The following is a 23,347-nucleotide window of genomic DNA, read 5'->3' as shown; positions in this document are numbered from 1 at the left end:
TGATCCTCGCATCTCAAGATGGGTGATGAAATGAATCAATCCAATCCCGCTTCACTTGCGCCGCTGACGGGCGGCAAGCTGGCGCTGGCGACGCTCGCGGTGGCGTTGGCCACTTTCATGAACGTGCTGGACTCGTCGATCGCCAATGTCGCGATTCCGACCATCGCGGGCAACCTCGGGGTGTCGGTGGACGAGGGTACATGGGTGATCACGCTGTTCGCTGCCGCCAATGCCATTTCAATTCCGCTGACCGGCTGGCTCACGCGGCGCGTCGGGCAGATCAAGCTGTTTGTCGGGGCGATCCTGTTGTTCGTGCTGTCGTCCTGGTTGTGCGGTATTGCGCCGAATCTGCCGGTGCTGCTCGCCGCGCGGATCGTCCAGGGCGCGGTGGCCGGCCCGCTGATTCCACTGTCGCAGGCGATCCTGCTCGGTTCGTATCCGAAGGAAAAGAGTTCGACCGCGCTCGCGTTATGGGCGATGACCGCCACCGTCGGCCCGATTGCCGGCCCGGCGCTGGGCGGCTGGATCACGGACAGCTACTCCTGGTCGTGGATCTTCTACATCAATATCCCGGTGGGGCTGTTCGCCGCCGGCGTGACGTGGGCGATCTACCGCGATCGTGAAACGCCGACCATGCGTCTGCCGATCGATAAGGTCGGACTGCTCTCGCTGATCGCCTGGGTCGGCTCGTTGCAGGTGATGCTCGACAAAGGCAAGGATCTCGACTGGTTCAACTCGCCGGTCATCATTGCGTTGACCGTGTTCTCGCTGGTCAGTTTCGTGTTCTTCCTGATCTGGGAGTTGACCGAGAAGAATCCGATCGTCGATTTGAGGCTCTTCGCCGGGCGCAACTTCCTGGGCGGCACGGTGGCGATCTCGGTCGCGTATGCGGTGTTTTTCTCGAACCTGGTTCTGTTGCCGCAATGGATGCAGGAGTATCTGAGCTACCGCTCGGTGGATGCCGGGCTCGTCACGGCACCGCTCGGTATCTTCGCCGTGCTGCTCGCACCGGTAATGGCCAGAATCATGCCGAAGTCCGACGCCCGCGTGCTCGCCACGCTCGCGTTTCTCGGTTTCGCGGCCGTGTTCTTCATGCGCTCGCGCTATACGACCGGTGTCGATACGTTCACGCTCGTGATTCCTACCTTGCTGCAAGGCATTCCCACCGCGCTCTTCTTCGTGCCGCTGACTTCGATCATTCTGTCCGGCCTGCCCGCGGACAAAATTCCCGCGGCTGCCGGTTTGTCGAATTTCGCCCGGGTTTTTGCGGGCGCCGTGGGCACGTCATTGTTCAGCACGGGTTGGAACGATCGCACGATCCTTCACCATGCACGCCTTGCCGAGCAGAGCAGCGTCAACAATCCGACCTTCGTGGGAGAGCTCGACTCGCTGCACGGCATGCTTGGCGGCAGCACGCAACAAGCGCTGGCGGCGTTTGAGAACTCGCTCAACGGCCAGGCGGCGATGCTCGGTCTCAATGACATCTTCTGGCTCTCGGCAGTAATCTTTATCGCGATCATTCCACTGATCTGGTTGACGAAACCCGGCAAGGGTGGTGGCGGGAGTGCCGCGGCCGCTGGTGCGCACTGAGCCGGGGGCTCGCCGACCAATGCTGACCCGCGTTGGCGGCCCTCAACGCCAGGGCGCCATCGCCTGGAAAACACCGTCACGCCTGACCAGCGCGTGCAGAAGCGCCGCTGCCAGATGAAGCACGATCAGCGCAAAGAAACACAGCGCGAGCGTTCTGTGCGCGTTCCACAGCAGCGTGTGCAACACATCGCTATGCGGCAGGAAGGAGGGCAGATGTATCCCGAACACCACAACGGGATAGTCCGCGGCCGACAGCATGCCCCATCCGATCAGCGGAAGCCCGATCATCAGCAGGTAGAACGCGAGATGCGACAGGCGGGCGGCGAGTTTCATCGGTTCCGGCATCGACGCCGGCAGCGGCGGCGCGCCACGCATGAATCTCACCACCAGGCGAATCAGCGCCAGCACAAGAATCACGATACCCAGCGGCTTGTGGATGGACACCAGCGAAAGATAATCCGGGCGAATGGTGGACACCATCCCGACACCGATAAATAGCATCGCCAGAATGCAAATTGCCATGAGCCAGTGAAGAGCGCGCTGCAGCGGTGTAAAGCGATCGTGGATCGGGGTCATTGCGTGGCTCCTTCCGCCGGATGGCGCGGATAGTCCTTCTCCTCGGCGGTCCGCCGGTTGAACGATACGGAATAGGCGGCCGAGCGCGCGGCGGGAAACGGGTCGTCCGACACATGCATGCCTGACGGCAGCACGGTGGGATCGAAGTTGAGATCGCGACATGGCCCGTCAGCCTCGGGTTCGATGGCGTTGACCACCAGCGTGCCGGCCTCGACTTTATGGCGATCTTCAGGCCAGGCCTTGCTGGGGTCCGCGGTCGGGTCACCGGGGTTGGCGACCGTGACGACCATCGTCCACCGTTGCGGCGCGCTGTGTACCCGCTGCGTAATATCCGCGGCGAGGAAGTCGGCGGCACGCGCCTTCAACTGGTCGGCGGGCACGGTCTCGGGTTGCGCGGTGGGCACGAACGACCAGCGCACGGCCTGGTCCTGGCCTGCGGCATTGGTGAAGATAAAGCTATTGAGACTGTTATACCGCTCCTGCGCATAAGAGCCTGTCCAAGGCGCGCTGCCGGCCCACGCCACAAAAGCGCCGAACTCCGGATGCGCGGCGGCAAAATTCTTCATGGCGTCCGGGTCGCTCTTGTCGGCCGAGGCTTGAAGCAGGCCGTAAAAGGCCTGCGGCGTGGCGACCGGGAAGACGGGAGCGTCGATCATTGCCGTACGCCATTCGCTGCCATCCGGTGCGACGATGCGCAGACTCAGGCCGCGCACCCGAACGGTGGCGTCCGGGGCCTTGGGATCGGCCGTAGCGAGGTTGAAACGTCCCGTGACCGGATAGGAGCCGGACGCGAGCATCGGGGCCTTGGACAAGGCCGCAGCCGCGCCATTCGAGTCGAAGGTGCCGGTGAAGCAGATGCCCTTGGCGTGATTGCGCCGGAAGCCGAGAGCCGCGCCGCCCGGCGGCGCTAATCCGTTGACGATCTTTGCGGGCGTCAGGCGTCCCGGCGAGAGCCAGCCGGCCGTGAAGGCGAAGGCCGCGACCAGTGCGGCCACGACGATTGCTATCAGGACCAGCGAACGGAATGTGGACGCACTGGAAGTTGGTCTGTCGGCCATCGATCTCTCCTGATCAATGATTTGGCTGAGAGGAAACCTAACGAGGTGGCGACAATAGTGCCATTGTTCTATCGATTTTGCTGAGAGGGGTACCCGGCGACGCAACGCGCGAAAAACCCGCTGCGAGCGGCGAGCTTCGCGCGGGCGCCTGGCTCAGTCACGCGCGCCACATGGCAAGTGCGACGTAGGCGAACCCCTACAACGCACGATGTTCGGCTACGTCATTCTCGGGCTGCTCTGATTTAACTTCGTGAGTGCCTATCCAATACTGAATTCACGGACCTGTGGAGCGAATGTCCTCCTCAGCCCAACTGGAATTCAGGAGCACGATATGAATGCCGACAGCCTTTCCTTGCGATCTCTCGTGGATAAATGGCTTGCGCCAACGCGTTCGATGCCCGCGCGGGTGACGCAGATCGGCCGGTTGCTCGCAACGCATGGTCGCTATGTGCGACTGGAAGGTTGCACTTCGAGCGGGCCGCTGACGATCGTGTTCTTCCGGCATGACAACGGCTCATGGTTTGTGTTTCCGCCCGCCCCCGCAGCGCCGGCCATGTGTGGGCATGTCTTCGTGCTGCCGTTGGAATGTTCCGCGCCATTTGCCATGAGTCGCGGCGACCGCGTTCAACACTAGCAATACGCGGCACATTGGTGCAGCGTCGCTCAAGGGCGACACTGACCGAACCACCATGACTTCAAGGACAGGCGAGCACCGCGGGCAAAACAACTCACTCCCACGGCGCAGCCTATTTCCCAACGTCAATCCCGCGCCGAAGAAGCCGCGCCGTGGCTCAGCCAATCCAGCACGGCGGTCGCATCATCATCCGCACCCTGGCGCGCCTTCGCGACCGTTTCCGCCACATCCGCGCTAGGCACGGCACGACGAATTGCCACGCCGACAGCCAGGATATCGATCATCACCAGATGCAGAATCCGCGAAATCATCGACAACTGCGACTCGCGAATTTCAATGTGATCGGTTTCGAGCGCGACGGTGGCCCGCTTGGCCAAAGGCGTATTGCTCGACGTAATCGCGATTACCTTGGCGCCCGCCTGCATGGCCACATCCAGCACGCGCAGCAGTTCAGGCGCGCGCCCCGACTTGGACACCGCAACGATCACATCGCCCTTGCCGAGCAAGGCCGCCGACGCCGCCTGCATGTACAGATCGCCGTACGCAATCGTTGGGATGCCGAAACGGAAGAACTTGTAATGCGCGTCCTGTGCGACGATGTTCGAATTGCCGAGACCATAGAACTCGATACGCCGCGCGCCGTTCAACAGGTCGATGGCCCGCTCGACGTGTTCGAAATTCAGATGCTCGCGCAACTGCAAAATCGCGGACACGGTGTTGTCCAGCACCTTCGCGCCGAAGTCCGTGGCCGTGTCGCCCAGATGCACCTGGCTGTGGCTCACCGGAATCGTGCCGGTCAAGCCCGTTGCCAGCTTCAGCTTGAAATCGGACAAGCCCTGGCAGCCGAGAGAACGGCAAAAGCGGATCACGGTAGGCTGGCTCACGTCGGCCTTGCGCGCGATATCGACGATCGGATCGTTGATGATCGAACGCGGATGATTCAGCGCGAGATCGGCCACGCGGCGCTCGGCCGGCGTCAACGCATCGCGCATCTGGCGAATCCGCTCGAATACCGCCGATGAACTGCCGCCCGCGCGGTTCGACAACTGCTCGGCGAGAATCGCGGAGACGCCGAGGAACGCCGGGTATTCAGCGGTAATCACATACGTCGGCACGTTCTGCAGGTAGGCTTCGAAGCGGCCCTTGGCTTCGAAACGCTTGCGAAACGACGAGCGCGCGAAGACCTCGCCGAGTCGCGGCACCACGCCGCCGCCGATATAGATGCCGCCCAGCGCGCCGAGCGTCACCGCGATATTGCCCGCGAAGGTGCCGAGAATGCCGCAGAACACGTCGACGGATTCGGCCGCGAGCGGCTCGCCTTCCAGCGCGCGCTTGACGATCTCGATCGTGTCGACATTGGCCGCCACGCGCTTCTTGTCGCGGCCCGCGAGCGCGCGGTAGATCACTTCGATGCCGGGACCCGCGGCCACACGTTCGAACGACACGTGCGACCACTTCTTGCGCGCGTATTGCAGCACGATGTCTTCGCGTTCATCGGCCGGCGCGAAGGTGGCGTGACCGCCTTCACTGCCGAGCGCGATCCAGCGGTCGTCGGCGGGAATCAGGCCGGACACGCCCATGCCGGTGCCCGGGCCGAGCAGGCCGATCACGCTGTTTGGACGGCGCGCGCCACCGCCCACCTGCACGCGTTGCGCGTCGGTGAGGCCGGGCAGGGCCATGGCCAGCGCCGTGAAGTCGTTCACCACCAGCAGCGTGTCGAAGCCGAGCGCGCGGCGCGTGGCTTCGATCGAAAAGCTCCAGTCGTGATTCGTCATGCTGACCTGATCGCCGTCGACCGGGTTCGCAATCGCGATCGCCGCATGATTCACGCGGCCGATCTTGGTGTCCTTCAGATACTTCTTGATGACTTCGGCAACGCCCGGATAGTCCGCGCACGGATAGACCTTCACCGAGCCGATTTCGCCCGGGCTCGTCTCCAGCGCAAAACGCGCATTGGTGCCGCCGATGTCGGCCAGGAGCCTCGGTCCATCGGCGTGCTGGCCCGCGCCCGGAACAGCCTTAGTTTGCACACCAGTAGACATCGAGTCTCACTCCCTTGTCGTTCGCCAACTGTGAGATGGCATTTTTTTGTAGCGCTGCGGTGGCGGCGTTCAGCACGTCCATTTTGCGCGGTCCGGCGATCAGCAAAAACAGATGCTTCACTTCTTTCAACGCGGATAGCGACCAGCTTACGCGCGCATGCGGCGCGCTGCCAGGGTGCACGGCGACGAAGCGCTCGCGGGTGGTGATCGCATGGTCCCATTCGGGCGCGTCGGCAAAGATCGACGCGGTGTGGCCGTCTTCGCCCATGCCGAGAATCGCGACGTCCGGCGCGACGCCAAAGCGCGGGTCGGCGTTCAGCGCGGCGACGTGCGCGTTCAGTTCCTGCGTAGTGTCCGTGAGCGGCCAGAACGCCGCGTTTTTCGCGGCGTTCTGCAACAGCGTGGCGTGCACCAGTTGCGAGTTGCTCGCGCTGTCCGTTTCCGGCACCCAGCGGTCGTCGACCAGTGTCACGGCAATGCGTGCCCAGTCGAAGGTTTGCGTGGACAACGTCTGCAGAAACGGGCGCGGACTGCTGCCGCCGGACACTGCAAGCATTGCGGGGCGCGCGCCGGTGGTTGACCCGGCGGCCTGTGCGGCGAGCGACGCATGTAACGCGTCGCCAACCGCTTTCGCCAACGCGTCGGATTGGGCGCGTTGATCGTCGAAAGCGTGAAGCTCGATCACTTCTCCTCCGTGCTGCTTTCTTGTTGGATCTGCGGGATGTGCCGTACTGCTCTCACGCGATGCCTGCGAGGTGGATGACCTGCAGGCGCCCTCGTGATACCGGCGCCATTCCGTTCAGTTCGTCGGTGGGTCTTACAGGCGGCGCGTCATGTTCCGTGGAATACGACGTGCCGCCGTGGTTCAATTCTCTTCTTCGAGCCAGCAGGTGCCATGTTGCGCCAGCATCGCGCTCGACGCCGCCGGTCCCCACGTGCCCGAAGCGTACGGCTTGGGCGGCTTGTTCGACACTTTCCATTCGTTCAGGATCGGTTCGACCCAGCGCCACGCGGCTTCCTGCTCGTCGCGCCGCACAAACAACGCGAGGCGGCCGTTGATCACGTCGAGCAGCAGACGCTGATAAGCCTCCATCTGTCCTTCGCGGAAGAACTGATCGAACGCGAGGTCGAGGTGGACGCTGGCGAGGTTCATGCCTTCGCCGGGCTGCTTGGCGAGACAATACAGGCGAATGGTTTCGTTCGGCTGCAGACGGATCACGAGGCGGTTCGCGCCGGCACGCAGCGCGGAAGCGCCGAGCGCCGAATGCGGCACTGCACGAAAGTTCACCACGATCTCGGCGACGCGATCGGCGAGGCGCTTGCCGGTGCGCAGGAAAAACGGCACGCCGGCCCAGCGCCAGTTTTCGATCTCGACCTTTAGTGCGACGAAAGTTTCGGTCGTGCTGTCCGGCCTGACGCCGGACTCCGTTGCATATGCCGGCACCGCGGTGCCGCGAATCACGCCCGAATGATACTGGCCGCGCACGGCCACCTTGCCGATGTCGCGTGGGTCGATGGGCTTCAAGGCGCGCAGCACGCGCAGCTTTTCATCACGCACCGAATCCGAATCCATGGAGTGGGGCGGCTCCATCGCCACGATGGAAAGCAGTTGCAGCAAATGGTTCTGCACCATGTCGCGCAGGGCGCCGGTGTTGTCGTAGAAGTCGCCGCGCGCTTCCACGCCGAGTTCTTCGGCAATCGTGATCTGGATGCTTTCAACCCACTCGCGGCGCCACAGCGGCTCGAAGAGGGCATTGCCGAAACGCAGCGCCAGCAGGTTCTGCACCGGTTCTTTACCGAGGTAGTGGTCGATCCGATAGATCTGTTCTTCGGCGAAGATTTCACCGACTGCATCATTAATTGCGTTGGACGACTTGAGGTCATAGCCGAGCGGCTTTTCCAACACGATGCGGGCGTTCTCGTTCAGTCCCACCGACGCGAGCGCATGGCAGATCGGCACGAACAGCGACGGACCCGTAGCCAGGTAGAACACGCGAATGCCAGGCAGATCCTGGATGGCGTCGCGCAAGTGCACGAAGTCTTCCGCTTTGCCGAGGTCGATATTCACGAACTCGATGCGGTTCAGAAAGCCCGCCCACGCCGTTTCGTCCACACCGTTCTTCGACACATGTGGCTTGACGTGTTCGTTCACCCACTGGAGGTACTCGCTGCGATCCGCCGCGTGCCGGGCCACCGCCACGATCTTGCCACTGTCGGCCAGCATGCCGCCTGCACGGTGTGCTTCAAACAGTGCCGGCAGGATCTTGCGCATCGACAGATCGCCGGTTCCGCCGAAGAGAACGAAGGTGAAACTTGAATCGGTTTGCATGAGTCTCCGTCGATGTCCTGGGGCCGCCGAAGTTGAACAGTTGAGCGACCGTAGTCCGATAAAATTTTTTTTGACACTGAATTGTAGTTTAACTACAATCCAAATCAAGAGGTAACGCTAATTCGATGAAAAAAGCGTGCGCTGCAAGTCCAGATGCGCGTTTTCCCGAATCGGCAGGCGTCCCCTGCATGTTAACGGACATTGCGTGTCGGTACGCGCCAGCACGCCCTGCGGCCCTTGTGGAAAGCCGGGCAGTTGAGCGGCTTTCCGTAATGGTCGCACCAGGTTGACGTGCAAGGCACCTCGAGTCTGCCGCGCGCGACGCGGGCAGGCAAAAATCAAAAGAGGAGACAGTCAGTTGCATCCCGAACCACTCATCTCTTGAGCTTCCAGCGGCCGAAAATCGGTCCGCCGGCACATGCCTCGCGCATGCGCCCGACCGTGCTCGATCGCCCAGTGTTTTGCCTGTTTGAACCAACCACAGCACCCTGGCGACATCAGGGGCCATTTGTTTTTTGTTCAGGTGTCTGGAGGAGATAAGCAATGAAATTTCGCGCGATCATGGGCGCTTTGTGCGCCGCAGGTCTGATGTGTGGCGTCTCGGCCGTGCAGGCTGCCGAGTCGATCGAAGTGTTGCACTGGTGGACTTCGGGCGGCGAATCGAAAGCCGTCGGCGTCCTCAAGGACGACATGACGAAGCAGGGTTACACGTGGAAGGACTTTGCGGTTGCGGGTGGCGCCGGCGCGGCTGCCATGACGGCACTCAAGACGCAGGTGATCTCGGGCAACGCGCCGAGCGCTGCGCAGATCAAGGGTCCGCTGATCCAGGACTGGGCGCAGCAAGGCGTGCTGGTGCCGATCGACTCCGCCGCGGGTGACTGGAAGAAGAACCTGCCGCCGGAAATCGACAAGATCATGCACGCAGACGGTCACTACGTCGCCGCGCCGTTCTCGGTGCACCGCGTGAACTGGCTGTACATCAACAAGGCAGCGCTGGACAAGGCAGGCGGCAAGGCGCCGACCACGTGGCCTGAGTTCTTCGCAGTGGCCGACAAGATGAAGGCCGCGGGCATCCAGCCGATCGCGATGGGTGGCCAGCCGTGGCAAGACCTGACGCTGTGGGAAGACGTCGTGCTGTCGCAAGGCGCGGACTTCTACAAGAAGGCGCTGGTCGACCTCGACGAAAAGACGCTGACCTCGGACAAGATGGTCGGCGTGTTCGACACGGTCCGCAAGATTCAAGGTTACTTCGACGCAGGCCGCACGGGCCGTGACTGGAACCTGGCAACGGCCATGGTCATCAACGGCAAGGCCGGCATGCAGTTCATGGGCGACTGGGCGAAGGGCGAATTCGCCAACGCCGGCAAGAAGTCGGGCTCGGACTACATCTGCGCCGCTGTGCCGGGCACGGAAAAGTCCTATACGTTCAACGTCGACTCGTTCGTGTTCTTCCAGCAGAAGGGCGCGAAGGCGGCAACGCCGGGTCAGCTCGCACTGGCCAAGACGATCATGTCGCCGGAGTTCCAGGAACAGTTCAGCCTGAACAAGGGTTCCATCCCGGTTCGTCTGGGCGTGTCGATGGCCAAGTTCGACGACTGCGCGAAGAAGTCGTACGCGGATGAACAAGTGGCGATCAAGTCGGGCGGCTACGTGCCTTCGCTGGCACACGGCATGGCGCAACCGGATGCAGCAGCCGGCGCGATCTCGGACGTGGTCACGAAGTTCATGAACTCGCAGCAGGATTCGAAGAGCGCGGTTGCCGCGCTCGCGAAGGCAGCGAAGACCAAGTAAGTGAAGTGAATGATGCGGCGCGCCCGGCGGTTCATCAACGGGCACCGGGCGCGCCCTTCACGTCGCTGATTGCCGGGGTGGAAGTCCTGGCATTGGCAGGCGGCTTCAGCCTGGTTTCATAGAGTCACACCTATGCCGTTGCGGCCTCGCGTCTTCCGGCGCGAATGTCCTGGCGGCACAGTTTCAGCAGGAGTCGAGTAGTGACTGCTTCTATCAGCGGAAACGGGAAAACGGCCTCCGTCACCCGCCGCGCGTCGCCCATGGCGGCCCTTGCCGATCGCTGGATTCCGAAGCTGGTGCTCGCACCCAGCGTCGTGATCAGCCTGATCTTCGTGTATGGCTTCATCGCCATTACCGGCTATCTGTCGCTGTCCAATTCGCGACTGATGCCTCGTTATGAATTTGTCGGTCTCGACCGTTATCGCGAACTGTTCGATAACGACGTGTTCTGGACGTCGGCTGCGAACCTCGGCTGGTTCGGCATCCCGTTCATCGGTATCTGTATCGGCCTCGGTCTCTTTCTCGCGATCCTGCTCGATCAGCAGATTCGCAATGAAGGCGCGCTGCGCGCCGTGTTCCTGTACCCGATGGCGCTGTCGTTCATCGTGACGGGTACGGCATGGCAATGGATCATGACGCCGAGCATCGGCCTCGAGAAGGTGTTTCACGACTGGGGCTGGACGAGCTTTTCATTCAGCTGGCTGGGCGATCCGGACAAGGCGATTTTCTGCGTCGTGATCGCGGCCGTGTGGCAGTCCACCGGCTTCGTCATGGCGCTGTTCCTGGCGGGCCTGCGCGGTGTGGACGGTGAAATCTTCAAGGCCGCGCAGATGGACGGCGCGGGCTTGCCCACCATCTACCGCAAGATCGTGATTCCGAGCATGCGCCCGGTGTTCTTCTCCGTGCTGCTGATTCTCTGCCACATCACGATCAAGACCTTCGACCTGGTGGTCGCGTTGACCGCGGGCGGTCCGGGCACGTCGTCGTCGCTGCCGGCTATTTTCATGTACACGTTTTCGTTCAATCGCGGGCAGCTGGGCGTCGGCGCGGCATCGTCGATGATGATGCTCGCCACTGTCGTGGCCGTGCTCGTGCCGCTGATGTATCTGGAATCGAGGAGCACCCGCAATGCAGCCTAAGATGACGATCAGCCGTGCCGTCATTTACGCGGCCTTGATTCTGTTTGCCCTGTATTTCCTGTTCCCGTTGTACGTGATGCTGTCCACGTCGTTCAAGAACATCGATCAGCTGCGCACCGGCAACCTGCTCACGCCGCCTACGCACTGGACCGTCGAGCCGTGGATCAAGGCGTGGAGCGGCGCCTGCACGGGCGTGCGTTGCGACGGCATGCAGCCGTTCTTCATGAACTCGGTGCGGATGGTGATTCCCGCCGTGCTGATCTCGTCGATCATCGGCGCGTTCAACGGTTATGTGCTCACGCATTGGCGTTTCCGTGGCGCGGATCCGATCTTCACGATGATCCTGGTCGGCTGCTTCATTCCGTTCCAGGCGATCCTGCTGCCGATGGCGCGTTTCGAAGGATTTCTCGGCCTGTCGAACACGACCACCGGCCTGGTGGTGGTGCACGTGATCTACGGTATCGCCTTCACCACGATGTTCTTCCGCAACTTCTATGTGAGCATTCCGGCTGAACTCGTGAAGGCGGCGCGTATCGACGGCGCGGGTTTCTTCACGATCTTCACGAAGATTCTGCTGCCGGTTTCGCTGCCGATTTTCATGGTGTGCCTGATCTGGCAATTCACGCAGATCTGGAATGACTTCCTGTTCGGTATTGTGTTCTCCGGTGTCGATTCGATGCCGATCACGGTGGCGCTGAACAACCTCGTGAATACCTCGACCGGCGTAAAGGAATACAACGTGGACATGGCCGGCGCGATCATCGCCGCACTGCCCACGCTGCTGGTGTACATCATCGCCGGACGCTATTTCGTGCGCGGCCTGACGGCGGGCGCAGTGAAGGGCTAGACGCCAGGCTCAACCATCCGAGCGCGGCGGCTTCTGTTCGATTCGAAGCCGCCGTCACCCGAAGACGTTTTCAAGCAGTACCAGAGACAAGAGGATTCACAGCATGGCAAGCCTTTCCATCCGTGACGTGTACAAAACTTACCCGAACGGGGTGCCGGTCCTGAAGGGTGTCAATATCGACATCGAAGACGGCCAGTTCCTGATTCTCGTCGGCGGTTCGGGCTGCGGGAAGTCGACGCTACTCAACATGATCGCCGGCCTCGAAACCGTGACCAAGGGCGAAATTCAGATCGACGGCAAGACGGTGAACAACCTGTCGCCGAAAGATCGCGATATCGCGATGGTGTTCCAGTCGTACGCGCTGTATCCGTCCATGACGGTGCGCGAGAACATCTCGTTCGGTCTGAACATCCGCAAGGTGCCGAAGCAGGAGCAAACGCAGATCGTCGACCGCGTGTCGAACACGCTGCAGATCACGCACCTGCTGGATCGCAAGCCGGGGCAACTGTCCGGCGGCCAGCGCCAGCGCGTGGCCATGGGCCGTGCTCTCGCGCGCGATCCGGTCATGTTTCTGTTCGACGAACCGCTGTCGAACCTCGACGCGAAACTGCGTATCGAGATGCGTTCGGAAATCAAGCTGCTGCATCAACGCCTCGGCACGACGATCGTCTACGTGACGCACGATCAGATCGAAGCCATGACGCTCGGCGACCGCATCGCGGTGATGAAAGACGGCATCGTGCAGCAGTTCGGCGCGCCGCAGGAAATCTACGACTCGCCGTCGAACCTGTTCGTGGCGGGCTTCATCGGCGCGCCGCCGATGAACTTCATCCAGGGCAAGCTGGTCGAGCAGGGCGCGGGCGTGGCGCTCGAACTGGATACGGGTGTCGCGCGCACGGCGCTGAACCTGCCGTTCGACTCCGCGAAGGTGAAGTCGCACGTTGGCCGTGATGTGATTCTCGGCCTGCGTCCGGAGCGCATCACCGACGCGCGTGGCGCGCACGGCGACAACGCGAAGCTGCAGCCGATCGAAGTGAAGGTCGACGTGATCGAGCCGACCGGCCCGGACACGCTGGTGTTCGCGCAGGTCAACGGTAAGCGGATCGTGAGCCGCGTGCACCCGGCTTCGAATCCGCAACCGCTGACGAACACGACGCTGCTGTTCGATACCTCGAAGGCGGTGCTGTTCGATCCGACCAACGAAGAGCGGATTGCCTGAGCGGAAAGTCTGGATCGAGTTTGAAGAAAGCCCCTTGCGCTGCGAAGCGCAAGGGGCTTTCTGTTTTGCGGACGCCGCTTACTGGTCCGTAATACGCAGATCCGGATTGTTGCGCGCCAGTTCGGTCACCCACTCGATAAATGCGCGCAGCCGCGAACTCAGATTGCGGCGGTGCGCGTAGAGCACCGATAACGGCGTACCGGGACTCGTGTAGGTGGTGAGGATTTCCTTCAACGCGCCCTGGTTGATCAGATCGGAGACCATGAAGCGCGAGGGCTGGATGATGCCGTGGCCGAGCACGGCCGCGCCGATATACACGGAGCCGTCGTTCACCGCGAGCACGCTCTTCAACGTGACCTTGGCGATTTCGCCGTCCACTTCGTATTCGAACGGGAACGTCTTGCCCGTGCGGGCGGACACGTAATTGACCGCGCGGTGCTCGCTCAACGCTTCGAGCGTGGTCGGCTCGCCGTATTTCTCCAGATACGCCGGCGACGCGCACGTGACGATGCGCGCCTGGCCGATCCGACGTGCGACGAGACTCGACTCTTCCGGCGTGCCCATGCGGATCACGCAGTCCACGCCATCCTGAATCAGATCGATGTTGCGATCGGCGAGGCCGAGCCGCACATCGATCTCGGGGTATTGCCGGTAGAAATCATCGAGCGCGGGCAGCAGCAGCGCGCGGGCCAGCGTGCCGGACGTATCCACGCGAATCGTCCCGGCCGGATTTTCGCGTTTGTTCGACAGCGACGATTCGGCGTCGACGACTTCGGCGAGAATGCGCACGCAGCGCTCGTAGAACAGCGCGCCGTCTTCGGTGACGCTGACCTGGCGCGTCGAACGGTTCAGCAGACGCACGCCGACATGTTCCTCCAGCGCCTGGATGGTGCGGCTGACTTTGGCGCGTGGCAGGTCGAGCGACTCGGATACTTTGGTGAAGCTGTTCGCCTCCACCACACGCGTAAATATCTCCATCGCTTCGAAACGGTCCATGTTTTGCCTTATGAGTGATTGCCGGAAGTAGGTTTCGAAGTGAAGTGTATAGGTTGGAAAAATTGTTGTCGCATAGGCTGAGAGTCGGCCGCCCGCACAGCGCCTCTGCCGGGCCGTCGTGCTCAATCCCGATCCGGCGCGCCGAGCGGGAAAAACGCGCGATAGGGGCGCGCTTCATCCACCGCGCGCGCGAACGACGGCCGCGCCAGCAGCCGCTTGCGGTAAGCGAGCACGTGCGCAAACGCCGGGCCGATGGCGTGCGTCCAGTCGGCATAGAAGAGGAATGGCGCGGCGCCGCAATCGGCGAGGCTGAAAGTGTCGCCGGCGGCCCATTCGCGCTCCGCCATCACTTTGTCCAGCCAGCCGTACGCGGTGTCGAGCATGGCGCGCGCCTCGGCTACGGCGCGCGGGTCGCGCTCCGGCTCCGGGCGCATGCTGTCGTAGACGATCTTCTGCTGCGGCGTCGAAATGTAATTGTCGAAGAAGCGGTCCATGCCGCGCACTTCCAGCGCCGCGCGGGCGTCGGCCGGCACGAGCGGCACCGGTCCGGGATGATAAAGGCCCAGGTATTCGATGATGATGCTCGCCTCCATCACGGTCCGGCCGCCGTCCACCAGCAGCGGAAACCGTTTGATCGGCCAAAGCGCGGCGAATTCGGCCATGACTTGCGGGTCGTCGTGGGCGAGCAGGCGCAATTCGAATGGCGTGCCGTTCTCGTAGAGCGCGGTCAGGACCTTCTGGCAGTACGAGGAGAACGGATGGGCGTAGAGCTTCAGGGGCATCGTGTCACCTTGAGCGGTTGATATTGCTGGGCGCGCTGCGCGCGGTGACGGCCTGATCGACCGTTTACTTCACGACGAACGGCGGCGCCGCAAATCGACAGCCATGAGGATCTATCAGCCGGCATTCGCTACGACAAACCGTCACAAAACTATGAAGAAAGATGGTGTAACATTTGAAAACTTTGTAAGAGACGCCGACGTGACCGGATAAATGGTGCGACAGAAGCAAGCTCGGGGCGTCACTCAAATCAACAACGAATAATTCGACGCACGGGGGCTTCACATGTCTACGATCACGTCTTCGGTGAACAGCGCGACCTCGAACGCGCAGAGCCAGGTTCAGCAAGCGGCGCAATCCATTATCAGCGGTTCGACCGGCAACTCGTCGATGGACGTGGCGTCGCTGGTCTCGGTGCTCGTGAACGCCAGGACGGCGGGCCAGGCGGCGGCGCTGCAAGCAAGGCAAACCAGCGACAACACCACCTTATCCGCCTACGGCGCGCTGACTTCGGCGTTGTCCGCGTTGCAGGCGGCGCTCAAGAATCTGTCGGACGGAACGACGTTGTCCACCTTCGCGGCTACCGCGAGCGCCAAGGGCCTCGACCCGAAAGCAGGTCCGGGCGCGGTGGCCGGCAGCTATACGATCGATGTCACGCAGATCGCTTTGTCGCAAAGCCTGTCTTCGGCGGCGTTCGGTGCGGCCACGCAGCTCGGCACCGGCACGCTGACCATCTCGGTCGGCGGCAAGTCGATGGATGTCGCGATCGACAGCACCAACAACACCTTGAGCGGGATTGCCGGCGCGATCAATAAAGCGGGCAACAATCCGGGCGTCACGGCAACGATCGTGACCGGTACCGGCGGGGCGCACCTCGTGTTGCGTTCGGCTAACACCGGCTCGGCAAACACGATCAACGTGGCCACCGGCAACGTTCAGAACGATGCGGGCCTGTCGAGCCTCGGCGTGACGTCGACGCCCGGGGCGAACGGCGCGCCGTCCACGATCGTTTCGTCGGATGCCGGCCGAGCGTGGCGGCAGAGTGAAGCCGCGCAAGACGCGTTGGTCACCATCGGCGGGATCGCGGCGCGCAGCGCCAACAACGCCGTCACCGATGCGATTTCCGGCGTCACGCTGAATCTGTCGAGCGCGTCGGTCAACAACCCGCAGACGCTGACCATCGCGCCGGACACCACCGCGCAGAACACGGCCATCACGAATTTCGTCAATCTGTACAACACCGTTGTCACCACGATCGGCAAGCTGTCCTCGTACGACAAATCTTCGAAGACGGGCGGCGCCCTGCTGGGCGACTCGACGTTGTTGACGGTGAAGAACGCGCTGGCTTCGATCGTCAGCGGCGGGGTTGGCCAGGGCAGTTCGGTGGTGACTCTCGGCCATATCGGCATCGCCCTCAAAGGCGATCCGGCGGACGGTACGCTAGTCGTGGACAATTCGAAACTGACTACCGCGCTCAACACCAGCTCTGCGCAGGTTGCCGCGTTGTTCAATTCCACCAATGGGATCGGCGCCAAACTGAACAAGAGCATTGTCGAGTTCACGCGCACGGGCGGCATTATCGACACGCGCAACTCTGCGCTGAATGCCGACCTGAAGAGCGTCACCGCGCAGCAAAGCAAGTTGAGCGACTACGCCACGCAATTGACGAAGCAGTATCAAAGCCAGTTCACTGCACTGAATACGTTGATGGCGACCATGAACAACAACTCGGCGTATCTGACGGCGTTGTTCGGCGGCTCGAAGAGCGCGGGCGCGCTGGCGACCAACAAGTAGGTTTGAAGGGCGGGGCGGCGGCCGTTCGCGGGCGGTACGCCGCGGGTCGAGGCGGGCCGTGCCGCCCTCTGGCTCGTGCGGGAGCTCGTGCGGCAGCTAGTGCGGCAACCGCACATCAAGCCTGAACGTCACCAGCCTCGCAAGCAGGATAAAGGCGGTGGCGATCAGCACGCTATACACCGTGTCGAAGTCGAAGTAATCCATCAGCACATACAGCCAGCAGCCGACGAACGCGCAGGTCGCATACGGCCGTGAGTCGCGCAGAATCAGCGGCACCTCGTTGCACAGCACGTCACGAATCACGCCGCCGAAAACCCCTGTCAGCACACCCATCAGCACCGAGGTGAACCACGGCATTTGCGCGTCGTGCGCGATCGATGTGCCGGCGATGCTGAAGAGCCCAAGGCCGATCGCATCCGCGACCAGCAGAACCCGTTCGGAAAGCAGACGCGAGGTCATTTTCAACAGCATCGGCGCGAACAGCGACATCACGAAGATCGCGATCAGATAGCCCTGATGCTCGACCCAGTAAAACGGCCGCCGCTCCAGCAGCACGTCGCGCAACGTGCCGCCGCCGAAGGCCGTGGCGATCGCCACGAGAAACGTGCCCACGGTATCGAGCCGGCGGGTTCTGGCTTCGATGAAACCGGAAATGGCGTATGCAAAAATCGCCAGCGCCTCCATGAGGGTCAGCGCGAGGGTCAGCCTCGGATGGATCACCGCGGCTCCGTCAGGTTCTGGCGTGAGCCGGCAACGCGCCCGGCTGCAGCAGCACGACCACCGCGCCGGCGCCGCCGTCATGCGGGCGCGCCTGGCAGAACGCGATGACCTCGGACTTCTGCACGAGCCACGCGCGTACTTTGCCTTTCAACACCGGCTCCTTGCCAATGGATCCCAGACCCTTGCCGTGGATCACGCGCAAACACCGCAAGCCGCGCTTCACCGATTCGCGGATGAATTCCGCCAGCGCCTCGCGCGCTTCCTCGCGCCGCATGCCATGCAGGTCGATTTGCGCCTGCACGATCCAGTCGCCGCGGCGCAGTTTGCGCACGACTTCCTGGCTCACGCCGGGGCGGCAGTAGGACAGCGTCTCGTCGGTGTCGAGCAGAACTTCGGGATCGTACTCGTCCGAGATCGCTTCGTGCAGCACGGCTTCTTCGTCGAGTCTGGTTTGCACCGGCAGCGGTGGCGGCGGATTGCGCGGCAGCGTGGCGCGCGGCGGCACGGCTAGCGGCGCGACCGCCCCAATCTCGCGGCGAAACAGATCGGCGTCCGCCGATGCTTCGCGCTGCGCGGCCGCGGCGGCCGCCTTTTCACGCTCGCGCCGTTGCGTGTCGACTTTGAGCGCATCGCGCAATGCGCCGAGGCCGGCGAGACCGGCGGCCGGTTCCACCTTCGGTTTGACGGCGGGCGCAGCCGGCTCGGGCGCGGGACGCGCGACGGCTCGCGCGCGCTTCGGTTCGCTCGGATGGGGCTGATTCTTCGGCATAGGGGTAAGACACGCAGAAAAGTGGACCGGTCGCGCGACGTTTGCTTGCGACCGGAATGCAAAAAGGCCGCCGGCTTTTCAGCCGCGGCCTTTCTTCTGACAGGCGGCCGGGCCATGCCCAGCCGTCATTTTACCGTTGCGCCAATCTTCCTGACCGGCTCGCTCGCCGGCGTGGCTGATTAACGCTCGGCTTCCTGGCTCATGGCGTGCTCGCCAGCCATCTCGTCGATGGTTTCCAGATAGCGCTGCGCGTCGAGCGCGGCCATACAGCCCGTGCCCGCGCTGGTGATCGCCTGACGGTACACGTGATCCTGCACGTCGCCCGCCGCGAACACGCCCGGCACGCTGGTGGCGGTCGCAAAACCATTCAGGCCGCCCTTGGTGATGATGTAGCCGTTCTTCATCTCCAACTGGCCCGCGAAAATATCCGTGTTCGGCTTGTGGCCGATCGCGACGAACAGGCCCTGCAGCGCGATGTCTTCGGTGGCGCCCGTTTTCGTGTTCTTGATACGCAGACCGGTCACGCCGGACTGGTCGCCGGTCACTTCTTCGAGCGTGCTGTCCCACTTGATCTCGACGAGGCCTTCCTTTTCCTTCGCCAGCAGACGGTCGATCAGGATCGGCTCGGCGCGGAACTTGTCGCGGCGATGGATCACCGTCACCTTCTTCGCGATGCCCGACAGGTAGAGGGCTTCCTCGACCGCGGTATTGCCGCCGCCGATCACGGCCACATGTTGTTGCTTGTAGAAGAAACCGTCGCAGGTGGCGCAGGCCGACACGCCCTTGCCCATGAACGCTTCTTCCGACGGCAGCCCGAGGTACTGCGCCGAGGCGCCGGTCGAGATGATCAGCGAGTCGCAGGTGTATTCGCCCGAATCGCCGATCAGGCGGATCGGCTTCTCATCCAGCTTGGCCGTATGGATGTGGTCGAAAATGATTTCGGTGTTGAAGCGCTCGGCGTGCTCCAGGAAGCGCGCCATCAGTTCCGGGCCTTGCACGCCGTTGGCGTCGGCAGGCCAGTTTTCGACGTCGGTCGTGGTCATGAGCTGGCCGCCTTGAGCGAGGCCCGTGACGAGCACCGGCGCGAGGTTCGCGCGCGCCGCGTAGACCGCAGCCGTATAGCCGGCGGGACCGGAACCGAGAATCAGAACCTTGGCGTGTTTCGTGGAAGTTGCGGGCATGATCGAATCCTTTTACGGCGCCCGGCTCGCCCATGCGAGGCCGCGCGACTTGAGCTGAAACTATAGTTGGGTATCAGTCCGGCATTATAAAGGGCGAGGCGCCGGCCCGCTCCATGAAGCTTTCCGATCGCACCGATAGCGTCGCCTCGCACCCCGCAGCGCCTTTCTGTGGCCAAACGGCCAAGTTACCGTCATTTACAGCCTCGCGCGGGACACTGCGTTTACAATAGGCCGGATCGAAGTTCCCGGAAGCCGGGATCGGGCCCGAAGCCCCGCTGGTCGAGGTTCGGCCGCGGTTCAGGCAACAACCCGGACCGGGAATCGGGCACACACGCAACAGGATCAATGGCAAAAGCTCCCTATTCCGCGAGCGCGCAGGCATTGCCGCACCGCATGTCGCGCCTTTTCACCGAAATCCGCTGGATCCTGCAGGTGGCGCTCGGCGTCTTCCTGCTCATGGCGCTCGTCAGCTATAGCCGGCGCGATCCGAGCTGGACCCATGCCGCGCAGGTCGACCATATCGCCAACTGGGCGGGCCGCGTCGGCGCGTGGACGTCGGACATCCTGCTGCTGCTGTTCGGCCTGTCTGCCTACTGGTGGATCGTGCTGCTCGGCCGCCATATCTCCGCGAACTACAAGCGCATCACCCGTCACGAGGCAGAGCAGGAAGACGCGCCGCGCGAGAGCTGGCTTGCCGACGCGTTCGCCTTCATGCTCGTGCTGCTGGCGTGCGACGGCATCGAGGCGTTGCGCATGTGGTCGCTCAAAGTGCAGTTGCCGCGCGCGCCGGGTGGCGTGATCGGCGAGGCCGTTGCGCGCGGCGTGTCGCATGCGCTGGGTTTCACGGGCGGGACGCTGGCGCTCTTGATCGTGCTCGGCATCGGCCTGTCGCTGTATTTCCGTTTTTCGTGGCTGTCGGTGTCGGAGAAGGTCGGCGAATCGATCATTTCCGCGGTGACCTTCGCCAAGCTGCGCCGCGAGGCCGGCCGCGACCGCAAGTTGGGCGAAGCGGCCGCCGTCAAGCGCGAAGGCAAGGTCGAGAAGGGCCGCGTGCGGATCGAGGAACACGAGCCGGTCATGATCGTGCCGCCGGTCGTCACGCCGGCCAAGTCGGAGCGCGTCGAGAAGGAGCGGCAAGTGCCGCTCTTCACGGACCTGCCGGGCGATTCCACCTTGCCGCCCATTTCGCTGCTCGATGCCGCGCCCGCCGCGCAGGAAACCATTTCCGCGGATACGCTGGAATTCACGTCCCGTCTGATCGAGAAGAAGCTGAAGGACTTCGGCGTCGAAGTGAGCGTGGTCGCGGCGTATCCGGGCCCGGTGGTCACGCGCTATGAGATCGAGCCGGCCACGGGCGTGAAGGGCAGCCAGATCGTCGGTCTCGCCAAAGACCTCGCGCGTTCGCTGTCGCTCGTGTCGATCCGTGTGGTCGAAACGATTCCGGGCAAGAATTTCATGGCGCTGGAGTTGCCGAACCAGCGTCGGCAGACCGTGAGTCTCTCGGAGATTCTCGGCTCGGCGGTGTATGCGGATGCCGCGTCGCCGCTGACCATGGGCCTCGGTAAAGACATTGGCGGCAAGCCGGTGTGCGCCGACCTCGCGAAGATGCCGCACTTGCTGGTGGCCGGTACCACGGGCTCGGGCAAGTCGGTGGGGATCAACGCGATGATCCTGTCGCTCCTCTACAAAGCGAGCGCCGATCAGGTCCGCATGATCCTGATCGATCCGAAGATGCTGGAAATGAGCGTGTACGAAGGCATTCCGCATCTGCTCTGTCCGGTGGTGACGGATATGCGCCAGGCCGGTCACGCGCTGAACTGGGCGGTCGCCGAAATGGAGCGCCGCTACAAGCTCATGAGCAAGCTCGGCGTACGTAACCTCGCCGGCTACAACAACAAGATCGACGAAGCCGCCAAGCGCGAAGAAAAGCTGCCGAATCCGTTCAGCCTCACGCCGGACGATCCGGAGCCGCTCACGCGCCTGCCGAACATCGTGGTGGTGATCGACGAACTGGCCGACCTGATGATGGTGGTCGGCAAGAAGGTCGAAGAGCTGATCGCGCGCATCGCGCAGAAGGCGCGCGCGGCCGGCATTCACCTGATTCTGGCGACGCAGCGTCCGTCGGTGGATGTGATCACCGGTCTCATCAAAGCCAACGTGCCGACGCGGATGGCCTTCCAGGTGTCCTCGAAGATCGACTCGCGCACGATTCTTGACCAGCAGGGCGCGGAATCGCTGCTCGGCATGGGCGACATGCTGTATCTGCCGCCTGGCAGCGGTTTGCCGGTACGCGTGCACGGCGCGTTCGTGTCGGATGAGGAAGTGCATCGGGTGGTCGACAAGCTGAAGGAACAGGGCGAGCCGAACTACATCGAAGGCATTCTCGAAGGCGGCGTGACGGGCGAGGGCGACGAAGGCTCGGCGGGCGCCGGGGGAACCGGATCGGGCGACGGCGAGTCGGACCCGTTATACGACCAGGCGGTCGACGTCGTGCTGAAGAACCGCCGCGCGTCCATCTCGCTGGTGCAGCGGCATTTGCGCATCGGCTATAACCGCGCGGCGCGCCTGCTCGAGCAGATGGAGAATTCGGGCGTGGTCTCAGCCATGTCATCGAACGGCAATCGCGAGATTCTGGCGCCGGCGCGGGAAGCGGAATAAGCCGACGGGCAGCGAGTTCGCAGCGAGGCGGCGAATATTCTCGCCCCGGCGCGGGAGGCGGATTGACCGACGGCAGCGAGTTCGCAACGAAGTGGCGAATGCACTGTCGGCGGCGAGACGCGGACGCCTCATTAGCGTTGCCAAAAGGAAAGCAAGCCACGCGTTGCGGCGTTGAGGCGTCGCTACCACTGCGAAGGCTCGTTTGGCGAGCCATGCTTTGCGTCTGTGAAGGGCCGGTCGCTACCCTAAGGCTCGTTTAAGGCGCGGTGGCTAAGCTGCCCCTACATGCTTGGGTACGGCGAATGGGACGCAGGCTCGCTGGCATCGCGGCAGCCCCTCGCCAATGGGCGCGCAGGCATCGCCCAATGCGCAAGCAAGCGGTCACGACCGCTCAACGAATTCAATCAAGGGAGAAAACTATATGCAGCAATTCGCGCAGCAGCACGCTCGAGAGAAGGCTCAATCCGGCCGTTTCGGCCAACTCGCGCGGACCCTCGCGCGTGGCGTGGGCAGTGTGGCGATCGGCGCATCGGTGCTGTTCGCATCGCAGGCATTCGCGAGCGGCACCGAGCAGCTGAAAGCGTTCGTCGCGCAAGTGCATTCGGCGCGCGGCACCTTCGTGCAGCAGGAAGTGCGGGCGCCAAGCAAGGCGCAGCAGGGCGCGAGCGGCACGCTGACCACCACGGGCACCGGCAAGACCGGCACGTCGAGCGGCACCTTCACCTTCGCGCGCCCCGGCAAGTTCATCTGGCAATACGAGAAGCCCTATGCCCAACTGCTGCAGGCGGACGGCGACAAGCTCTACGTGTACGACAAGGATCTGAATCAGGTGACAGTGCGTAGTCTCGGTGGCGCGCTCGGCGCGAGCCCGGCGGCGATCCTGTTCGGCAGCAACGATCTCGACAAGAACTTCACGCTGCGTGACGCGGGTGTGAAGGCCGGCATCGACTGGCTCGAACTGACGCCGAAGGCGAAAGACACGCAGTTTCAGCGCGTGGGGATCGGCTTCAAGGACGGCAATCTCGAAGCGATGGAATTGCACGACGTGTTCGGCAACGTCACGCTGCTGACCTTCTCGAACATTCAGAAGAACCCGCCGTTGCCGGCCGACGCGTTCAAGTTCACGGTGCCCAAGGGCGCGGACGTGATCAACGGCTAAACCGCCTGCGGGTGGCATGTGACAGGCAGAAAGCCGCGCTCCGTGCGCGGCTTTTTTCATGGCAG

The 23,347-nt window shown here is 63.0% G+C and carries 19 protein-coding genes; 9 read left to right on the top strand and 10 right to left on the bottom strand.

The window, feature by feature from the left end; all coding sequences use genetic code 11:
• Positions 1–30 precede the first annotated feature (30 nt).
• The gene (locus P0D70_RS31160) at positions 31–1,590 is read left to right on the top strand and encodes a DHA2 family efflux MFS transporter permease subunit (RefSeq protein ID WP_408187310.1); all 1,560 of its coding nucleotides are present in this window, start codon (positions 31–33) and stop codon (positions 1,588–1,590) included.
• 42 nt (positions 1,591–1,632) lie between these two features.
• On the opposite strand, the gene P0D70_RS31155 is transcribed toward P0D70_RS31160, so the two are convergent.
• Positions 1,633–2,166 carry a cytochrome b gene (locus tag P0D70_RS31155; protein WP_408187309.1) on the bottom strand — a complete coding sequence of 178 codons (534 nt, stop codon included), beginning with the start codon at positions 2,164–2,166 and terminating at the stop codon, positions 1,633–1,635.
• The gene (locus tag P0D70_RS31150; RefSeq protein WP_408187308.1) at positions 2,163–3,224 is read right to left on the bottom strand and encodes a catalase family peroxidase; all 1,062 of its coding nucleotides are present in this window, start codon (positions 3,222–3,224) and stop codon (positions 2,163–2,165) included. Before P0D70_RS31150 ends, P0D70_RS31155 begins: the two co-directional genes overlap by 4 nt.
• 331 nt (positions 3,225–3,555) lie before the next feature.
• Between P0D70_RS31150 and P0D70_RS31145 the strand changes: the two genes are divergently transcribed.
• Positions 3,556–3,858 carry a hypothetical protein gene (locus P0D70_RS31145; RefSeq protein WP_286161975.1) on the top strand — a complete coding sequence of 101 codons (303 nt, stop codon included), beginning with the start codon at positions 3,556–3,558 and terminating at the stop codon, positions 3,856–3,858.
• A 125-nt stretch (positions 3,859–3,983) separates the two neighbouring features.
• Here the strand turns inward: P0D70_RS31145 and P0D70_RS31140 are convergent, their stop codons facing one another.
• The 3 genes from P0D70_RS31140 to zwf form a co-directional block, all read right to left on the bottom strand.
• Positions 3,984–5,900 (bottom strand): bifunctional transcriptional regulator/glucokinase, encoded by a 1,917-nt coding sequence (locus P0D70_RS31140; RefSeq protein ID WP_091796378.1) that lies wholly within the window; start codon positions 5,898–5,900, stop codon positions 3,984–3,986.
• Positions 5,878–6,585 (bottom strand): 6-phosphogluconolactonase, encoded by a 708-nt coding sequence (gene pgl, locus P0D70_RS31135; RefSeq protein ID WP_091796376.1) that lies wholly within the window; start codon positions 6,583–6,585, stop codon positions 5,878–5,880. Before pgl ends, P0D70_RS31140 begins: the two co-directional genes overlap by 23 nt.
• 180 nt (positions 6,586–6,765) lie before the next feature.
• Positions 6,766–8,229 carry a glucose-6-phosphate dehydrogenase gene (zwf, locus tag P0D70_RS31130; RefSeq protein ID WP_091796374.1) on the bottom strand — a complete coding sequence of 488 codons (1,464 nt, stop codon included), beginning with the start codon at positions 8,227–8,229 and terminating at the stop codon, positions 6,766–6,768.
• 543 nt (positions 8,230–8,772) lie between these two features.
• Between zwf and P0D70_RS31125 the strand changes: the two genes are divergently transcribed.
• From P0D70_RS31125 to P0D70_RS31110, 4 genes are all read left to right on the top strand, one after another.
• Positions 8,773–10,020, top strand: coding sequence for an ABC transporter substrate-binding protein (locus tag P0D70_RS31125; RefSeq protein WP_091796372.1), 1,248 nt, complete (start codon positions 8,773–8,775; stop codon positions 10,018–10,020).
• A gap of 200 nt (positions 10,021–10,220) precedes the next feature.
• Positions 10,221–11,159, top strand: coding sequence for a carbohydrate ABC transporter permease (locus tag P0D70_RS31120; protein ID WP_091796369.1), 939 nt, complete (start codon positions 10,221–10,223; stop codon positions 11,157–11,159).
• Positions 11,149–12,006 carry a carbohydrate ABC transporter permease gene (locus tag P0D70_RS31115; RefSeq protein WP_408187307.1) on the top strand — a complete coding sequence of 286 codons (858 nt, stop codon included), beginning with the start codon at positions 11,149–11,151 and terminating at the stop codon, positions 12,004–12,006. The genes P0D70_RS31120 and P0D70_RS31115 overlap by 11 nt, the downstream gene beginning before the upstream one ends.
• 103 nt (positions 12,007–12,109) lie before the next feature.
• Complete coding sequence (locus tag P0D70_RS31110) at positions 12,110–13,225, top strand: ABC transporter ATP-binding protein (protein WP_408187306.1); 1,116 nt, start codon at positions 12,110–12,112, stop codon at positions 13,223–13,225.
• A 78-nt stretch (positions 13,226–13,303) separates the two neighbouring features.
• On the opposite strand, the gene P0D70_RS31105 is transcribed toward P0D70_RS31110, so the two are convergent.
• Complete coding sequence (locus P0D70_RS31105; protein ID WP_091796363.1) at positions 13,304–14,221, bottom strand: LysR family transcriptional regulator; 918 nt, start codon at positions 14,219–14,221, stop codon at positions 13,304–13,306.
• A gap of 122 nt (positions 14,222–14,343) precedes the next feature.
• Positions 14,344–15,003, bottom strand: a complete 660-nt coding sequence (locus P0D70_RS31100; protein WP_408187305.1) for a glutathione S-transferase family protein — start codon at positions 15,001–15,003, stop codon at positions 14,344–14,346.
• A gap of 283 nt (positions 15,004–15,286) precedes the next feature.
• Between P0D70_RS31100 and fliD the strand changes: the two genes are divergently transcribed.
• A complete protein-coding gene (gene fliD, locus P0D70_RS31095; RefSeq protein ID WP_408187304.1) occupies positions 15,287–16,795 on the top strand; it encodes a flagellar filament capping protein FliD in 1,509 nt (502 codons plus the stop codon).
• A 96-nt stretch (positions 16,796–16,891) separates the two neighbouring features.
• Here the strand turns inward: fliD and P0D70_RS31090 are convergent, their stop codons facing one another.
• The 3 genes from P0D70_RS31090 to trxB form a co-directional block, all read right to left on the bottom strand.
• Positions 16,892–17,512 (bottom strand): trimeric intracellular cation channel family protein, encoded by a 621-nt coding sequence (locus P0D70_RS31090; RefSeq protein WP_091800716.1) that lies wholly within the window; start codon positions 17,510–17,512, stop codon positions 16,892–16,894.
• Positions 17,513–17,525: 13 nt separating this feature from the next.
• The gene (locus tag P0D70_RS31085; protein ID WP_408187303.1) at positions 17,526–18,284 is read right to left on the bottom strand and encodes a Smr/MutS family protein; all 759 of its coding nucleotides are present in this window, start codon (positions 18,282–18,284) and stop codon (positions 17,526–17,528) included.
• Between the two features lie 179 nt (positions 18,285–18,463).
• Positions 18,464–19,465: a thioredoxin-disulfide reductase gene (gene trxB / locus P0D70_RS31080; RefSeq protein ID WP_408187302.1), complete on the bottom strand. Its 1,002-nt coding sequence runs from the start codon at positions 19,463–19,465 to the stop codon at positions 18,464–18,466.
• Positions 19,466–19,810: 345 nt separating this feature from the next.
• On the opposite strand from trxB, the gene P0D70_RS31075 reads away from it, so the two are divergent.
• Positions 19,811–22,123 (top strand): DNA translocase FtsK, encoded by a 2,313-nt coding sequence (locus P0D70_RS31075; protein ID WP_408187301.1) that lies wholly within the window; start codon positions 19,811–19,813, stop codon positions 22,121–22,123.
• A 421-nt stretch (positions 22,124–22,544) separates the two neighbouring features.
• Positions 22,545–23,282, top strand: coding sequence for an outer membrane lipoprotein chaperone LolA (lolA, locus tag P0D70_RS31070; RefSeq protein ID WP_408187300.1), 738 nt, complete (start codon positions 22,545–22,547; stop codon positions 23,280–23,282).
• Positions 23,283–23,347 lie beyond the last annotated feature (65 nt).

It is taken from the genome of Paraburkholderia sp. RL17-381-BIF-C, from assembly GCF_046026435.1.
GTDB lineage: Bacteria > Pseudomonadota > Gammaproteobacteria > Burkholderiales > Burkholderiaceae > Paraburkholderia.
Note: the sequence above shows the minus strand (reverse complement) of the source record. Positions and strands in the feature narration are given on the sequence as shown.

What these genes read in the sequence shown, in the direction of transcription:
- P0D70_RS31110 (WP_408187306.1), top strand. Translation starts at nt 12,110, where the DNA reads ATGGCAAGCCTTTCCATCCGTGACGTGTACAAAACTTACCCGAACGGG.
- fliD (WP_408187304.1), top strand. Translation starts at nt 15,287, where the DNA reads ATGTCTACGATCACGTCTTCGGTGAACAGCGCGACCTCGAACGCGCAG.
- P0D70_RS31140 (WP_091796378.1), bottom strand. Translation starts at nt 5,900, where the DNA reads ATGTCTACTGGTGTGCAAACTAAGGCTGTTCCGGGCGCGGGCCAGCAC.
- trxB (WP_408187302.1), bottom strand. Translation starts at nt 19,465, where the DNA reads ATGCCCGCAACTTCCACGAAACACGCCAAGGTTCTGATTCTCGGTTCC.
- P0D70_RS31155 (WP_408187309.1), bottom strand. Translation starts at nt 2,166, where the DNA reads ATGACCCCGATCCACGATCGCTTTACACCGCTGCAGCGCGCTCTTCAC.
- P0D70_RS31075 (WP_408187301.1), top strand. Translation starts at nt 19,811, where the DNA reads ATGGCAAAAGCTCCCTATTCCGCGAGCGCGCAGGCATTGCCGCACCGC.
- P0D70_RS31125 (WP_091796372.1), top strand. Translation starts at nt 8,773, where the DNA reads ATGAAATTTCGCGCGATCATGGGCGCTTTGTGCGCCGCAGGTCTGATG.
- P0D70_RS31105 (WP_091796363.1), bottom strand. Translation starts at nt 14,221, where the DNA reads ATGGACCGTTTCGAAGCGATGGAGATATTTACGCGTGTGGTGGAGGCG.
- P0D70_RS31145 (WP_286161975.1), top strand. Translation starts at nt 3,556, where the DNA reads ATGAATGCCGACAGCCTTTCCTTGCGATCTCTCGTGGATAAATGGCTT.
- P0D70_RS31115 (WP_408187307.1), top strand. Translation starts at nt 11,149, where the DNA reads ATGCAGCCTAAGATGACGATCAGCCGTGCCGTCATTTACGCGGCCTTG.
- zwf (WP_091796374.1), bottom strand. Translation starts at nt 8,229, where the DNA reads ATGCAAACCGATTCAAGTTTCACCTTCGTTCTCTTCGGCGGAACCGGC.
- P0D70_RS31100 (WP_408187305.1), bottom strand. Translation starts at nt 15,003, where the DNA reads ATGCCCCTGAAGCTCTACGCCCATCCGTTCTCCTCGTACTGCCAGAAG.
- P0D70_RS31160 (WP_408187310.1), top strand. Translation starts at nt 31, where the DNA reads ATGAATCAATCCAATCCCGCTTCACTTGCGCCGCTGACGGGCGGCAAG.
- lolA (WP_408187300.1), top strand. Translation starts at nt 22,545, where the DNA reads ATGCAGCAATTCGCGCAGCAGCACGCTCGAGAGAAGGCTCAATCCGGC.
- P0D70_RS31085 (WP_408187303.1), bottom strand. Translation starts at nt 18,284, where the DNA reads ATGCCGAAGAATCAGCCCCATCCGAGCGAACCGAAGCGCGCGCGAGCC.
- P0D70_RS31150 (WP_408187308.1), bottom strand. Translation starts at nt 3,224, where the DNA reads ATGGCCGACAGACCAACTTCCAGTGCGTCCACATTCCGTTCGCTGGTC.